The organism is Mesorhizobium sp. YIM 152430, from assembly GCF_029210365.1.
Lineage (GTDB): Bacteria > Pseudomonadota > Alphaproteobacteria > Rhizobiales > Rhizobiaceae > Aliihoeflea.
The window spans coordinates 540,726-555,371 of record NZ_JARGES010000043.1 but is presented as its reverse complement, the minus strand read 5'-3'; the positions used below and the strand labels follow the sequence as shown (position 1 = coordinate 555,371).

The window sequence follows — 14,646 nt, the reverse complement described above, 5'->3', positions numbered from 1 at the left end:
CTTCAGTGCGGCATCGAGCTCAGATGTGAAAGCAGTTCGGCCACGTTGACGGCTCCGCATTTCTTCAAAAGCCGCGCGCGATACGCCTCAACCGTGCGCGGCGAAACGTCGAGCATCCGCGCGATCTCCTTCGAGGTGCGCCCCTCGCCCAGATGCATCACGATCTGCCTTTCGCGGGTGGACAGCGCAAGCACCTGGCGCACCTGCGACAGGTCCGCGAAACTCCAGACGGCGCGGCCCAGCGGGTCATCCTCGCGCGTCAGAGAATGGCCCCGCACCCGGCACCAGAACAAGGCGCCGCCCTTTCTGGCCATGATCCGCTCGTCGGAATAGCGGTTGTCCTTCCTGAGCGGTTCCACGCCAACGTCGCGGATGCGCACGAACTCTTCCTGGCTGGGATAGAGGAAGGCGAATGACTGGTCGACGAGTTCGTCGATCCGGTAGCCGAACATCTCCGAGAAAGCCGCATTGCAGGCGCGAATGACGCGGCTTTCCGTGACAACGAGCCCGACGGGCGCGTGGTCGAAGGCGAGCTTTGCGTAGTCGAACATGTCGTCTGTCATGCGTATTTCTACGATATTGCGGAAAAACCGTGCTTTCGCCGATAGTTTGGGCAGGATTTCACGATGCGGCCGGCCATGACCTGCGACATCGCGAACCGGGAGGACAGTCGCGAGTGCCGGACCAAAAATCAACCGTCTTCGGCGGCTGTGGCGGTGCTTTGCCGAATTTCGACCAGCTCAATCGCTTTCGGGAGGAAAGTACATGAAGAAATGGTTTGCCGCGCTGGCCCTGTCCTGCGCCTTCGTCATGCCCGCCGGGGCGCAGGATGACCCGGTCAGGATCGCCCTTCTGCACGGCCTGTCGGGATCGCCGCTGGAAGCCTATTCGAAGCAGACCCAAACCGGCTTCGAGATGGGCCTCGAATATGCGACCGACGGCACGATGGAGGTCAAGGGCCGCAAGATCGAGATCATCAGGAAGGACACGCAGTTCAAGCCGGATGTCGCGCGCGCGCTTCTCGCCGAGGCTTACGGCGACGACGACGCGCTGATCGCGGTCGGCGACACCTCGTCGGGCGTGGCGATGGCGCTTCTGCCGGTCGCCGCCGAATATGAACGCATCCTCGTGGTCGAGCCGGCCGTCGCCGACGGGCTGACAGGCGCGGATTCCAACCGCTACGTCTTCAAGACCTCGCGCAACTCGTCGATGGACATGCAGGCGCAGGCGCTTGCCCTTGCGCCCGACGAGAACCTCTACGTCGCCACGCTGGCGCAGGATTACGCCTTCGGCCGCGACGGTGTCGCCGCCTTCAAGGCCGCGCTGGAAGGGACCGGCGCCAATCTCGTCGCCGAGGAATATGTGCCCCAGCAGACGACCGATTTCACCGCCACCATCGAGCGCCTGACGGCGGCGCTGCGCGACCAGCCGGGCCGCAAGGTCATCATGATCTATGTCGCCGGCATCGACGCCATGACGCCGCTCGCCTCGGCCGGTCTCGACCGCTACGACATCGAGCTGTCGACCGGCGGCAACATCCTGCCCGCGCTCGTCTCCTACAAGCAGGTGCCGGGCATGGAAGGCGCGATCTATTATTACTACGAGTTGCCGGAGAACCCGGTGAACGATTGGCTCGTCGAACAGCACATGGAACGCTACAACTCGCCGCCGGACTTCTTCACCGCCGGCGGCATGGCGTCGGCCATGGCCATCGTCAAGGCGCTGGAAACCGCCGAGGACTGGGACACCGAGACGCTGATATCGACCATGGAAGGCATGTCGTTCGACACGCCGAAGGGCGAAATGACCTTCCGCCCGGAAGACCACCAGGCGCTGCAATCCATGTACCATTTCAAGATCGCGGTTCAGGACGGCGTCGAGTGGGCCGTCCCGGAGCTGGTTCGCGAAATCCCGGCGTCCGAGATGGACATTCCGGTGGGACGAAACAACCAGGAGTAGTATGTTCGATCGTTCCCGGCCTTAGCCGGGAACGTATCACCCCCACTCCGGCCTTTCGGGCCACCTTTCCCTCTGCCCCGGGGAGAGGAAACCAGGCTGGACAAGCGCCGCCATTGCGGCTGCGCTTTCCTCAGATGGGCTGCAAGAACATTGACCCCCTCCATTCGAACAGAAAACCTGACGATCCGCTTCGGCGGCCACGCTGCGGTGAACGATGTCACCTGCGCGTTCCAGCCGGGCGAGTTGACCGTGATCGTCGGGCCCAACGGCGCCGGCAAGACGACGTGGTTCAACCTCGTCTCCGGCCAGTTGAAGCCGACCGAGGGCCGCATCTTCAAGGGCGAGACGGAGATCACGCGGCTGTCGGCCTCGGCCCGCGCCAAGGCCGGCATCGGCCGCGCCTTCCAATTGACCAATCTCTTTCCCAAGCTGACCGTGCTCGAAAACGTCCGCCTCGCGGTCCAGGCCAAGGCCGGGCAGGGTCCGTCGGCGTTGCGCAACGCGGCCAGCCTCACCGACCTCGCCGACAAGGCCGCGCGCTACATCGAGCAGACGCGCCTGTCCTCGGTCGTCCATCTGCCCGCCTCCGCCCTGCCGCATGGCGACCAGCGCAAGCTCGAAGTCGCGATGCTGGCGGCGATGGAGCCGGACATCTTCATGTTCGACGAGCCCACCGCCGGCATGTCGGTCGACGAGGCGCCGGTGATCCTCGAACTCATCGCCGACCTCAAGAAAGACCGGTCCAAGACCATCCTGCTGGTCGAGCACAAGATGGACGTGGTGCGCGCGCTCGCCGACCGCATCGTGGTGCTTCACAATGGCGAGCTCGTCGCCGACGGGAAGCCGGCCGAGGTGATGGCGCTGCCCATCGTGCGCGAGATCTATCTGGGCGTCGGCGGGGAGGAGATGACATGAGGAACGCGGTCCTGCGGCTCGACGACGTCCACACCGACATCGCGCAATATCACATCCTGCACGGCATCGCGCTCGACGTGCCGGAGGGCGGCGTCCATGTGCTGCTCGGCCGCAACGGCGCCGGCAAGACGACGACTTTGCGCACGATCATGGGCCTGTGGAAGGCGAAGAAGGGCGCGATCGTCTTTCGCGGCCGCGACATCACTGCCATGCACACATCGGACATCGCCCGGCTCGGCATCGCCTTCGTGCCGGAGAACATGGGCATTTTCGGCGGGCTGACGGTCGAGGAAAACATGCGCCTCGCCGCCACGCACGGCCGCTTCGACAAGGCGCGGCTCGACCGGGTCCATGCGATCTTCCCGGCGATGGAAAAGTTCCGGGACCGCCAGGCGCACGCATTGTCCGGCGGACAAAAGCAGATGCTCGCCATCTCCCGCGCCATCATCGAGCGACGCGACCTGATCCTGATCGACGAGCCGACCAAGGGCCTCGCCCCGGCGATCATCCGCAACATGATCGACGCTTTCCGCGAAATCGGCGAGGAGACGACCATCCTGCTCGTCGAACAGAATTTCCTCTTCGCCAAGGCATTGGGGCGGACGGTGGCCGTCATCGACGACGGGCGGATCGTGCATCGTGGGGAGATGGCGGAGCTTGCGGCGGATGCGGAATTGCAGGCGCGGTTGTTGAGCCTGTCGCTGGAGGCGCATTAATGGTTTTTCGCCGCGAACCCCCACCCTTTATCCCTCCCCACAAGGGGGAGGGAGGGCATCCACGCCGTGACTTCCTTGCAGCGTGGCACCGCGCTGAAAGCACGGGCACAACGCCTACGGCCCCCTCCCCCTTGTGGGGAGGGGTAAAGGGTGGGGGTCACTTCGCAAAGAACATCTGCGCTTCGCGGAGCCTCGCCCCATGAACTCCCTTTCCGCTACCTTCTCCCGCTTCGGCGGCGTGATGCTGCTTCCGGTCATCCTCGCGCTCGTCGCCTTCGTCCTGATCGGGCGCCCATCCTCCTGGCTGACGCTGACCATCGCCGGCCTTGCCATGGGGATGATGATCTTCCTGATGGCGTCCGGGCTGTCGCTGATCTTCGGCCTGATGGACGTGCTCAATTTCGGCCATTCCGCCTTCGTCTCCTTCGGCGCCTTCATCGGCGCGACGGTGCTCGCGGCGCTCGGAATCTGGGTGCGCGGCGACAGCGCCTTCCTCAACATTCTCGCCCTCGTGGCCGCCATCGGCGCGGCGACGGCCTTCGGGGCGCTCGCCGGCTGGTTCTTCGAGCGCGTCATCATCAAGCCGGTCTATGCCGACCATCTGCGCCAGATCCTCATCACCGTCGGCGCGCTGATCGTCGCCGAGGAAATCCTGCTCGTCATCTGGGGCGGCACGCCGATGCCCGTCCCGCGTCCGGCGATCCTCACCGGCTCGTTCCTGATCGGCGACGTCGCGGTCGAGATCTACCGCATCTTCGCCTTCCTGCTCGGCCTAGCCGTCTATGTCATCCTGCACCTGACGCTCAACCGCACCCGCATCGGGCTTCTGATCCGCGCGGGCGTCGAAAACCGCGAGATGGTCGAGGCGATGGGCTTTCGCATCGACCGGCTGTTCATCGGCGTCTTCATGGCCGGCTCGGCGCTCGCGGCCATGGGCGGCGCCATGTGGGCCGGCTATCAGGGGCTGATCACGCCGGCGCTCGGCTCCGAACTGATGGTCATGGTCTTCATCGTCGTCATCATCGGGGGGCTCGGGTCGATCCAAGGCTCGCTTCTCGGCGCGCTGATGGTGGGGCTGACGACCAATTATGTCGCCTTCCTGTTTCCCAAGCTGGCGCTCGCCTCGACCATGCTGTTGATGATGATCGTCCTGCTGTGGCGGCCCTGGGGCCTCCGGCCGGCCGTGAAAGGGTGAGGACATGACCACACAAAGTATCGCCTCTCCCATGCACACCGTCTCCGCCCGCGTTACGATCGGCCGCATCATAGTCTATGGCTTCGCCGCCATCGTCGGGCTGTGCCTCCTCTTCGCGCCGTTCCTCTTCCCCGACGTGCGGGCGCAGGAAGTCGCGGCGCGGATCTGCGTCTTCATCGTGCTGGTCGCGAGCTACGATCTCCTGATCGGCTATACCGGCATCGTCTCCTTCGCCCACACCATGTTCTTCGGCCTCGGCGCCTATGGCACCGCCATCGCGCTCAAGACGATGGGGCGCGGCTTCGACGCCATCGTCGTCGGCGGCTCGCTCGGCGTCGCGGCGGCCTTCATCCTCGCGGTTCTGATCGGGCTTCTCTCATTGCGCGTGAAGGAGATCTTCTTCGCCATGGTCACGCTTGCCGCCGCCTCGGTCATGCTGGTGCTCGCCAGCCAGCTTTCGAACTTCACCGGCGGCGAGGACGGGATCACCTACGAAATCCCGCGCTTCTTCTCGCCGGCCAACAGGCTGGAAGATGCAAATGGCGACCAGATTCGCCTGTTCGGCGTCCCGGTCACCGGACGGCTCTACCTCTATTACTTCGTCTTCCTGTCCTCGCTCGCGCTTTTCTACCTTCTGGTCCGCATCGTGCGCTCGCCGCTCGGCACGGTGCTTCAGGCGATCCGCGAGAACGAGATGCGCGCCGAGGCGATCGGCTACCGCGTCGTCGCCTACCGCACCTCGGTCTTCTGCATCGCCGCCGTCGTGGCTGCACTTGCCGGCGTGCTGCGCGCCGTCTGGCTGCGCTATACAGGGCCGGACGTGACGCTGTCCTTCGACATCATGATCGACGTTCTCCTGATGGTCGTCATCGGCGGCATGGGCACCATGGTCGGCGCCATCGTCGGCGTCGTCATCATGACGCTCGCACAGTTCTACCTCAAGGACCTGATGGGAGCGGGCGCACAGGCGACGGCCGATCTGCCGCTGATCCCGGACCTTCTCAATCCCGACCGCTGGCTCCTGTGGCTCGGCGTCCTCTTCATCCTGCTCGTCTATTTCTTCCCGTCGGGCATCGCAGGCACGCTGCTCGGCAAAGGTGGCCGCAAATGAACCCCGTCTCGACCTATATCCCCGCCGCCGGTTTCGAGCTTCACGTCACCGAATGGGGCGACCGCTCCAAACCTGCCCTCGTCATGTGGCATGGGCTCGCGCGCACGGGACGCGATTTCGACGAGGCGGCCGAGGCGATCTGCGACACTTATTTCGTGCTGTGTCCCGACACGCTCGGGCGCGGCCTGTCGAGCTGGGCGCGCGATCCGGCGACCGACTATTCCTACGCCACCTTCGGCGCGACGGCGGCGGCAATGCTCGATCATTACGGCATCGACGAGACCCGCTGGGTCGGCACATCGATGGGCGGCCTGATCGGCGTCACGCTCGCCGCAGGGATGCTCGAGGGCCGGATCACACATCTCGTCATCAACGATGTCGGGCCGGATATCCCCAAGGCCGGAACCGGCCGCATCGTCGATTATGTCGGCAATCCGCCGGTCTATGACACGGTGGGCGAACTCGAAGCCTGGCTGCGCAGGAATTACGCGCCTTTCGGCGAGAACACGCCCGCCTTCTGGCGGCGCATGGCCGACACGTCGATGCGACGCACCGACGATGGCCGCGTGACCGTGCATTACGATCCGCAGATCGTCGCCCAGTTCACCCATCATGCGGGCGATCTCGACATCTGGTCGGCCTATGACCGGCTGACGATCCCGACGCTTCTGCTGCGCGGCAGGACATCCGACGTCCTGGCGGCGGAAACCGCCGAGGAGATGACCAGGCGCGGCCCGAAACCCCGCCTCGTCACCTTCGACGAATGCGGCCATGCGCCGACACTGGCGAGCGAGCGCGAGATCGGGTTGTTGCGGGATTTCCTGAAGAGTTGAGTGTCGTCAGGCGGCGAAAATCAGTTGTTGCCCATGATGATATCCATGATCGAGCCGATCGGCCCGGAACGCTGCTGCTGGCCGACATCGGCGGGCGGGGCGATGGAGCCGGTGGTGTCGCCCACTGGATAGGCGGCCTGTTGCGGGATGCCCCGATCGCTCGCCAGAAGGTCCTCGATGCGCTCGAAGGTGCCGGGCGTCCAGCGGCCGGGCAGCGAGGCGACGGGGACGCCGTTATGGGCGCCTTCCATGAAGATCTTCCATGCCTTGGCCGGAAGCTGGCCGCCGGTGATGTTCCTCATCGGCTTGCCGTCGTCATTGCCGAACCAGACGCCGGTCGTCAGTTCCGCCGTATAGCCGACGAACCAGGCATCGCGCGAATTCTGGCTGGTGCCGGTCTTGCCGGCGGCGGGCCAGCCGAAATCAGCGTTGCGGCCGGTGCCGGTGCCGACGGTCTCGGCCATCATGTAGTTCATCATGCCGATGGTCTCAGGACGGGCGACCTGCGTACCGGCGGAGGGCGGGCGCTGATAGAGAACCTCGCCGTCCACGGTCGTCACCCGCTCGACGAAATAGGTTTCGTGACGGACGCCGCCGGTCGAGAACGGCACGAAGGCGGCGGTGAGTTCGAGCGGCGTCACCTCCGACGTGCCGAGCGAGATCGACAGGTTCGGCTGGAGATCGGATTCGATGCCCATGCGCCACGCCGTCTCGACGATTGCCGAGGGACCGACCTCGTGCGCGAGGACGGCGGCGATGGAATTGGAAGAGCGGGCGAGCGCCTGCGACAGCGTCATCGGGCCCTGGTACTTGTTGTTGAAGTTCTGCGGCGACCAGTTGCCGATCTTCACCGGCGCGTCGTTGCGGATCGTGTCGGGAAACAGCCCCTGCTCCATCGCCGCCATCCAGACGAAAGCCTTGAAGGCGGAGCCGGGCTGGCGCCTGGCTTCGGAGGCGCGGTCGAACTGCGAATTGGCGTAGTCGTAACCGCCGACCATGGCGCGCACGGCACCGGTCGGGTCGATCGAGACGAGCGCGCCCTGAGACACGTCGAGTTCCGCCTTGTTCTCGTCGACCATGCGGCGCACGGCCTTCTCGGCGAGATCCTGAAGATCGAGGTCGACCGTCGCCTCGACGATCAGATCCTTCGAGACGTCCATGCCGATCAGGCCGGGCAGTTCGCCCATGATGCGGTCGGCGACGTAGTTTTCCGAGCCCGTCCAGTAGGCGGCGGCGCGCACCGGCGGGGCTGAGATGGCCGAGGCCAGTTCGCTGTCGCCGATCATGCCCTGGTCGCGCATGGCCGACAGGACGAGCTGGGCACGGTTTTCCGCCGCATTGGGATCGCGCGCCGGAGACAGGCGAGAGGGCGCGACGAGAAGGCCGGCGAGAAGCGCGGATTCGGACAGGGTCACCTCGCGCGCGCTCTTGCCGAAATAGCGCTGCGAGGCGGCCTCGACGCCATAGGCGCCGGAGCCGAAATAGACGCGGTTCAGGTAGAGTTCGAGAATCTGTTCCTTGGAGTATTCGTTCTCCAGCCAGAAGGCCATCAGCACTTCCCTGATCTTGCGATCATAGGAACGCTCATTGGTGAGGAAAAGATTCTTGGCAAGCTGCTGGGTCAGCGTCGAACCGCCCTGCACGACGCGGCCATTGACCGCGTTCTCGTAAACGGCACGGGCAAGGCCGATCGGATCGACACCGAAATGCTGGTAGAAGCGCCGGTCCTCGATGGCGACGACGGCCTGCGGGATATAGGGCGACATTTCATGCAGCCCGATCGATTCGCCGCCCATCATGCCGCGATTGGCGACCTGGCGGCCCTCGACATCCATGATCTTGACGTTGGGCGGACGGTCCGGGATCGCCCAGGTGGAGGCCGAGGGCATCTGCGCGGCATAGAAGACCAGCACGCCGGCCGCCGCGATGCCGCCCCAGATGGCGAGGACGAAGGACCAGTAGGTCGCCTTGCGCAGGAAGCCGAACAGGCCGCCGCCAGAGCGGCGGCGCGACTTGCCGCGCCTCTTGCCGCGCGATTTCGGCTCCGCCTTGTGCGAAGACGATCTGTGCGTCGAACCGCGCTTCTTCGGCTGCCCCACGACCCGATCCTCCTCGCTCACGAAAAGGCCGGAGCCTTCATCCGATGCCGCCCCGCCAAAGGTCGGCTCGATCCGTCTGTCGCCCATCGCCCCTGATGCCCGCTTCTTGTCTGCCTGATGGTCGCTGTCGCTGAACATTAATTGCGGCGCTTTAAGGGAGCGTTAACCGGAACAATTTCGCCGCCACCGTCATTCCCCATTCGCGGACCAACAACCGGGAGATGCGGAAATGAGACTTTCATTGCCAGCCACGGCTGCACTCGCGCTGATGACGGCCACCGGCTTTGCGCAGGACGCCAAACAGGCCCCTGCCGCGGAGACGACCAGCGCGAGCGCCAGCTTCGTCGACATGGACGGTGCCGAGAACGGTACGGCGACGCTGACCGGGACGCCCAACGGCGTTCTGATCGAGATCGAGGTATCGGGCCTGCCGGCGGGCGAATGGCTGGCCTTCCACATCCACGAGACAGGCACCTGCGACCACGAAAGCGACCATGAATCGGCCGGCGGCCACTTCGACCCGACCGATGCGGCGCATGGCTATCTGGCCGAAGGCGGACCCCATGCCGGCGACATGCCGAACCAGTATGTCGGCGAGGACGGCGTCCTGCGCGCGCAGGTGTTCAACCATATGGTGACGCTCGGCGACGGCGGCGAGGCCGACATTGCCGGCCGCGCGCTGATGATCCATGGCGGCACGGACGATTACGAGACGCAGCCGACCGGCGATGCCGGCGACCGCTATGCGTGTGCGGTGATCGAGTAAGCCTTTTCGAAAAGCATCGGAATCGCCCGAAAACCGGCAGTCACTTTTCGGTCCGATGCTAGCGCGCCGTCGACCAGATCAGCCAGACGGCAACGAGGGCCAGAAGGCTTGAGAGAACACGCCGGGTCGCGATTTCGCGGCCCGGCTTTTGCGTGAACGCGGTCAATGCGCCGGCAGCCGTGACGATGCCGGCATGGACGACAGTCGCGACCGACACATAGACCACCGACAAAGCGAGGGTCTGGCCGAGCAGCGGGCGGGCGGGATCGAGGAAAGTCGGCAGGACCGCGACATAGAACAGCGCCGCCTTCGGGTTGAGCATGTTGGTGACGAGACCGCGCAGGAAATAAATGCTGTTCGAGCCGTTGCCGGTCTGCGCCACGTCGCCATTGCCGCGCCAGCCGTCCCAGGCGAGATAGAGCAGGAAGAGGCCGCCGGCCCAGCGCAGGATTTCGTAGGCGATCATGGAACGCTGGAGGAGTTCGGCGACACCGAAGGCGGCCGCCAGGCCGAGCACGGCCAGCCCCAGCGCGACGCCTGCCACCGCCGCATAGCCGCGCCGGCGCCCTTCGCCGGCCGCGACCAGCGCCAGCCAGGTCATGTTCGGACCGGGGGTGAGCTCGATCAGGAGCGAGGCGAGCGCGAAGGAAAGGAGCGGGCCCGCCTCCATGGCGCGGTCAGTGCGCCTCGTCCCAGTTCGACGCCGCACGGGCGTCGACCTGCAACGGCACGCGCATGGACAGCGCCGGCATGGCAGCTTGTTCCATCGTCTCGCGGATGACCGGGATCGCCGCCTCGACCTGACTCTCCGGCGCCTCGAAGATCAGTTCGTCGTGGACCTGGAGCAGCATCAGCGTTTCGGACAGACCCGCCTCGGCGAGGCGGTCTTCCATGCGGATCATCGCGCGGCGGATGATATCGGCGGCGGACCCCTGGATCGGCGCGTTGATGGCCGCGCGCTCATTGAAGGCGCGCACGGACGGATTGGGCGAGCGGATTTCGGGATAGTGGACGCGGCGGCCGAAGATGGTTTCGACATAACCGTTATCGCGCGCGAATGCCTTGGTCGCGTCCATGTAGTCCTTGATTCCGGGGAAGCGCTCGAAATATTTGCGGATATAGCTGCCCGCTTCCTCGCGGCCGATCGACAACTGATTGGCGAGGCCGAAGGCCGAAATGCCGTAGATGATGCCGAAATTGATCGCCTTGGCGCGTCGGCGCACATCGGAGGGCATCCCCTCCACCGGAACTCCGAACATTTCCGACGCCGTCATCGCGTGGATGTCGACGCCATCGGCGAAGGCCTGTGTCAGTTGCGGGATTTCGGCGACATGGGCAAGAACGCGCAACTCGATCTGGCTGTAGTCGGCCGAGATCAGCTTGCGGCCCGGCTCGGCGATGAACGCGGTCCTGATCTTGCGACCCTCGGCGGTGCGGATCGGGATGTTCTGCAGGTTCGGTTCCGACGAGGACAGGCGGCCGGTCGTCGTCGCGGCCAGCGCGTAAGAAGTGTGGACGCGTGTCGTCTCGGGATGGATATAGCCCGGCAGCGCGTCGGTATAGGTCGATTTGAGCTTGGTGAGCTGACGCCAGTCGACGATCCTGCGCGGCAGTTCGTGACCTTCGGCGGCGAGTTCTTCGAGAATCTGCGCCGACGTCGACCATTGGCCGGACTTGGTCTTCGAACCGCCGGGCAGACCCATGCGGCCGAACAGGATGTCGCCCAACTGCTTGGGCGAGCCGATGGTGAAGCGCTCGCCGGCCAGTTCGTAGACCTCGTCCTCGAAAGCGGCAGCGCGCTGGGCGAGTTCGCCGGACAGGCGCGACAGGATCTGGCGGTCGACGGAGATGCCGCGGCTTTCCATGCGCGCCAGCACCGGGACCAGCGGGCGTTCCAGCCTTTCATAGACGGCGTTGAGGCCCTTGGCGGTGAGACGCGGCTTGAGGACGTGCCAGAGGCGGAGCGTGACGTCCGCATCCTCGGCGGCATAGGCCGTCGCCTTTTCCAGATCGACGAAATCGAAGGTGATCATCGACTTGCCCGAGCCGCAGACATCCTTGAACGGGATCGGGACGTGGCCAAGCCAGCGTTCGGAGAGCGAATCCATGCTTTGCGAGCCCGAGCCGCCATCGGTGACGTAGGAGAGCAGCATGGTGTCGTCGCAAGGGCCGGCGTCGATGCCGTGGCGCAGGAGGACGAGGTAGTCGTATTTGAGATTGTGCGCGATCTTGAGGACCGAGCGGTCCTCCATCAGCGGCCTGATGGCGGCCAGCGCGTCACGGATCGGGATCTGGTTCTCGACCCGTCCGCCGCCGAGAAGGTCGCCCGCGCCGGATTTATGGATCAGCGGCACATAGGCGGCGCGTCCGGGGGCGGTGGCGAGCGAGAAGCCGCAGAGTTCGGCCTGCATCGGGTCGAGCGAAGTCGTCTCCGTGTCGAAGGCGACGACGCCCGCCTCGCGCGCCTCGGTGACCCATGCCTGAAGGGTCGCGAGGTCGCGGATCGTGACATAGGCGGCGCGGTCGATCCTGGCGGCGACCGCAGCATCGGCGCGGGCCTTGGCGAGATCGGCGGGGGTCGACGGGCCGGCTTTGGGCTCGGGCGCGACGTCGCCCTCCTCGCCGGGTGCAACGGAGGCCGGGTTCGGCACGTCGAGGTCGGGGCCATGGGCGGCCGAACCCGTCTGCACCTCGACATGCATCGGCTCGATGTCGGCCGCCTCCGCGCCCGTCGCCTCGGCGACGCGGCGGGTGAGCGAGGTGAATTCCATCGCCTTGAGGAAGCCGATCAGCTTCGGCCCGTTCGGCGGCTGGAGTTCGAGCGCGGCGAGCGGTTCGGGCACCGAAACGTCGTCGCGCAGGCGCACGAGTTCGCGCGACAGGCGCGCCATCTCGGCGTGCTCGATCAGGTTCTCGCGGCGCTTCTGCTGCTTGATCTCGGAGGCGCGAGCGAGAAGCGTGTCGAGGTTGCCATACTCCTCCAGAAGCTGCGCGGCTGTCTTCGGGCCGATGCCGGGAACGCCGGGGACGTTGTCGATGGAATCGCCCGTCAGCGCCTGCAGATCGATCATCTTTTCGGGCGGAACGCCCCATTTCTCGACGACCTCCGGCACCTTGATCTCGCGGTCCTTCATCGGATCGTACATCGACACCGTGGGGCCGACGAGCTGCATCAGATCCTTGTCGGAGGAGATGATGGTGGTATCGCCACCCGCTTCGCAGGCGAGCTTCGCATAGGTCGCGATCAGATCGTCGGCCTCGAACCCCTCCATCTCGATGCAGGGCAGGTCGAAGGCGCGCGTCGCATGGCGGATGAGGCCGAATTGCGGAACGAGGTCTTCGGGCGGCGCGGTGCGGTTCGCCTTGTACTTGTCGTAAAGCTCGTTGCGGAACGTCCTGGACGAATAGTCGAAGATGACGGCGAAATGGGTCGGAGTGACGCCGACTTCCGTGTCGCGCGCGTTCTGCATCAGCTTCCACAGCATGTTGCAGAAGCCCGACACCGCACCCACCGGCAGCCCGTCGGATTTGCGCGTCAAGGGGGGCAGCGCATGATAGGCGCGGAAGATGTAGCCGGAGCCGTCGACGAGGAAGAGATGATCGCCTTTTTTCATGGGCAATCAGGTAGCGTCTGGCGCGTGGCCTGTCCATGCAAAAGCCCCGGCCGCGACAGGCTGCTGACAGGCGCTTTTCCGATCACGCCGACGTTACGCACTTGTAATGTTCGTGCCCTTGAATTGCCACGTTCAAATTCTCAGATAATCTCTATCGGCAATTCAAAAAGCCGAGTCCGGGACAAGGCCCGTCCCCCGCCTAACCGGACATAAAGTGCGGCAGCCTCATCCCCCCTCTCCGGGCTGCCGCATCGTTTCGAGTAGAGCCGCCGTGGATCCCCCCTCCCCACGGCGGCTTTCTTCGTTTTGAAACGGCGTCAAAACGCCTTGAAGGTCAGCGTCGTCAGTGAACGGACGATGCCGGGGACGTTGGCGACGTTTTCGGAGACGAATTTGCCGATGTCGGTCTGGTCATCGATATAGACTTTCAGGAGCAGGTCGTAGTCGCCGCTGGTCGAATAGAGTTCGGACGCGATCTCGCGCTTGTAGAGTTCGTCGGCGACCTCGTAGGTCTTGCCGGGGACGCAGCGCAACTGCACGAAAACGGGTCTCATCAACAATGCTCCGGTTGGTTGCCGCAAGACTCGGACGCGGCGCTCACCCTGTCAACAAGGTTCGCGTCAGCGCGTGGTCGGGATCGGCCAAACCGTCGATAACGTCGAAATGGTGCCGGTCGGGCTCCTCGACGCAGGAGGTAACGGCGCCGAGGCCGGTCCAGATATTGGCGAGGAGCGCGTTCTGGCGGCGGAACTCGGCACGCTCGGCACCACCGATCCATGAGGTGACGCGGGCGCCTTCCAACGGACAGAGCAGCGCCGGGCTCTCGGCGAGGGCTTCCGCTTCGTCGAGCTTCAAATCGGCATTCATCGCGGTGCGCATCATCGGCCGCAGATCGTGGATGCCGGAGATCGACACCGTATTCGCGATGCGCGCGCGGGCGGCGTCGCAGAGCGGCGAGGTGGTGGTGACCATGCGCGTTGCCAGATGGCCGCCGGCGGAGTGGCCGGTCAGCCGGATCGGGCCGTCGACCAGCGTTGCCGCCTTTTCGATCGCGGCGCCGATTTCCTGCACGATGCCGCCGATGCGGATGTCCGGGCAGAGCGTATAGGATGGCATGGCGACGGCGTGACCGTGGGCGAGCGGGCCGGCTGCGAGGTGCGACCAGAAGCTCTTGTCGAGCCGCAGCCAGAAGCCGCCATGGATGTAGGCGACGAGGCCCTTCGGCTTGCCCTCGGGCAGGAAGAGATCGAAGCGGTTGCGCGGACGGTCGCCATAGGGCTGGTCGAGTTTCGCACGGCCCTGCGCCTCCAGCGCCTTGCGGAAAGCGGCAGCAGGCTCGATCCAGAGGCCCGGCCATCGCTCGCCGCGCGCGATGTTGGGACCGTTGGCATAGGCATCGTCCCAGTCCCTCACCTGATGGAAAAGCATTGTTCCTCCC

General features: G+C 65.2%; 13 protein-coding genes. 7 read left to right on the top strand and 6 right to left on the bottom strand.

All coding sequences use genetic code 11. The features are described from left to right. Positions 1-2 precede the first annotated feature (2 nt). On the bottom strand, positions 3-563 hold the full coding sequence (locus PZ895_RS14975) for a LuxR C-terminal-related transcriptional regulator (protein WP_275839767.1): 561 nt from the start codon (positions 561-563) through the stop codon (positions 3-5). Between the two features lie 202 nt (positions 564-765). On the opposite strand from PZ895_RS14975, the gene PZ895_RS14970 reads away from it, so the two are divergent. The 6 genes from PZ895_RS14970 to PZ895_RS14945 all read left to right on the top strand — a co-directional run bounded on the left by PZ895_RS14970 (position 766) and on the right by PZ895_RS14945 (position 6,729). Further along, complete coding sequence (locus tag PZ895_RS14970) at positions 766-1,959, top strand: substrate-binding domain-containing protein (protein WP_275839766.1); 1,194 nt, start codon at positions 766-768, stop codon at positions 1,957-1,959. A gap of 150 nt (positions 1,960-2,109) precedes the next feature. Next, on the top strand, positions 2,110-2,874 hold the full coding sequence (locus PZ895_RS14965; RefSeq protein ID WP_275839765.1) for an ABC transporter ATP-binding protein: 765 nt from the start codon (positions 2,110-2,112) through the stop codon (positions 2,872-2,874). Next, on the top strand, positions 2,871-3,590 hold the full coding sequence (locus PZ895_RS14960; protein ID WP_275839764.1) for an ABC transporter ATP-binding protein: 720 nt from the start codon (positions 2,871-2,873) through the stop codon (positions 3,588-3,590). Before PZ895_RS14965 ends, PZ895_RS14960 begins: the two co-directional genes overlap by 4 nt. Before the next feature lie 199 nt (positions 3,591-3,789). Further along, entirely contained in the window at positions 3,790-4,785 is a 996-nt protein-coding gene (locus tag PZ895_RS14955) for a branched-chain amino acid ABC transporter permease (RefSeq protein WP_275839763.1), read from the top strand. 4 nt (positions 4,786-4,789) lie between these two features. Further along, positions 4,790-5,896 carry a branched-chain amino acid ABC transporter permease gene (locus PZ895_RS14950; RefSeq protein ID WP_275839762.1) on the top strand — a complete coding sequence of 369 codons (1,107 nt, stop codon included), beginning with the start codon at positions 4,790-4,792 and terminating at the stop codon, positions 5,894-5,896. Next, on the top strand, positions 5,893-6,729 hold the full coding sequence (locus PZ895_RS14945; protein ID WP_275839761.1) for an alpha/beta hydrolase: 837 nt from the start codon (positions 5,893-5,895) through the stop codon (positions 6,727-6,729). Before PZ895_RS14950 ends, PZ895_RS14945 begins: the two co-directional genes overlap by 4 nt. A gap of 20 nt (positions 6,730-6,749) precedes the next feature. Here PZ895_RS14945 and PZ895_RS14940 read toward each other — a convergent pair whose 3' ends face one another. Next, the gene (locus PZ895_RS14940) at positions 6,750-8,915 is read right to left on the bottom strand and encodes a transglycosylase domain-containing protein (RefSeq protein ID WP_275839822.1); all 2,166 of its coding nucleotides are present in this window, start codon (positions 8,913-8,915) and stop codon (positions 6,750-6,752) included. Positions 8,916-9,096: 181 nt separating this feature from the next. Here PZ895_RS14940 and PZ895_RS14935 point away from each other — a divergent pair, with 181 nt between their 5' ends. Continuing rightward, the gene (locus PZ895_RS14935) at positions 9,097-9,594 is read left to right on the top strand and encodes a superoxide dismutase family protein (protein WP_275839821.1); all 498 of its coding nucleotides are present in this window, start codon (positions 9,097-9,099) and stop codon (positions 9,592-9,594) included. A gap of 58 nt (positions 9,595-9,652) precedes the next feature. Here PZ895_RS14935 and PZ895_RS14930 read toward each other — a convergent pair whose 3' ends face one another. From PZ895_RS14930 to PZ895_RS14915, 4 genes are all read right to left on the bottom strand, one after another. Then, the gene (locus PZ895_RS14930) at positions 9,653-10,264 is read right to left on the bottom strand and encodes a LysE family translocator (RefSeq protein ID WP_275839760.1); all 612 of its coding nucleotides are present in this window, start codon (positions 10,262-10,264) and stop codon (positions 9,653-9,655) included. Positions 10,265-10,271: 7 nt separating this feature from the next. Then, positions 10,272-13,208, bottom strand: a complete 2,937-nt coding sequence (gene polA, locus PZ895_RS14925; RefSeq protein WP_275839759.1) for a DNA polymerase I — start codon at positions 13,206-13,208, stop codon at positions 10,272-10,274. Positions 13,209-13,525: 317 nt separating this feature from the next. Next, positions 13,526-13,762, bottom strand: a complete 237-nt coding sequence (locus PZ895_RS14920) for an Lrp/AsnC ligand binding domain-containing protein (RefSeq protein ID WP_252925677.1) — start codon at positions 13,760-13,762, stop codon at positions 13,526-13,528. A 43-nt stretch (positions 13,763-13,805) separates the two neighbouring features. Beyond that, entirely contained in the window at positions 13,806-14,636 is an 831-nt protein-coding gene (locus PZ895_RS14915; protein ID WP_275839758.1) for an alpha/beta hydrolase, read from the bottom strand. Positions 14,637-14,646 lie beyond the last annotated feature (10 nt).

Bases quoted from the DNA above. Each gene is read 5' to 3' on its own strand.
- PZ895_RS14975 (WP_275839767.1), bottom strand. From the start codon at position 563: ATGACAGACGACATGTTCGACTACGCAAAGCTCGCCTTCGACCACGCG.
- PZ895_RS14970 (WP_275839766.1), top strand. From the start codon at position 766: ATGAAGAAATGGTTTGCCGCGCTGGCCCTGTCCTGCGCCTTCGTCATG.
- PZ895_RS14960 (WP_275839764.1), top strand. From the start codon at position 2,871: ATGAGGAACGCGGTCCTGCGGCTCGACGACGTCCACACCGACATCGCG.
- PZ895_RS14955 (WP_275839763.1), top strand. From the start codon at position 3,790: ATGAACTCCCTTTCCGCTACCTTCTCCCGCTTCGGCGGCGTGATGCTG.
- PZ895_RS14950 (WP_275839762.1), top strand. From the start codon at position 4,790: ATGACCACACAAAGTATCGCCTCTCCCATGCACACCGTCTCCGCCCGC.
- PZ895_RS14945 (WP_275839761.1), top strand. From the start codon at position 5,893: ATGAACCCCGTCTCGACCTATATCCCCGCCGCCGGTTTCGAGCTTCAC.
- PZ895_RS14940 (WP_275839822.1), bottom strand. From the start codon at position 8,915: ATGGGCGACAGACGGATCGAGCCGACCTTTGGCGGGGCGGCATCGGAT.
- PZ895_RS14935 (WP_275839821.1), top strand. From the start codon at position 9,097: ATGACGGCCACCGGCTTTGCGCAGGACGCCAAACAGGCCCCTGCCGCG.
- PZ895_RS14930 (WP_275839760.1), bottom strand. From the start codon at position 10,264: ATGGAGGCGGGCCCGCTCCTTTCCTTCGCGCTCGCCTCGCTCCTGATC.
- polA (WP_275839759.1), bottom strand. From the start codon at position 13,208: ATGAAAAAAGGCGATCATCTCTTCCTCGTCGACGGCTCCGGCTACATC.
- PZ895_RS14920 (WP_252925677.1), bottom strand. From the start codon at position 13,762: ATGAGACCCGTTTTCGTGCAGTTGCGCTGCGTCCCCGGCAAGACCTAC.
- PZ895_RS14915 (WP_275839758.1), bottom strand. From the start codon at position 14,636: ATGCTTTTCCATCAGGTGAGGGACTGGGACGATGCCTATGCCAACGGT.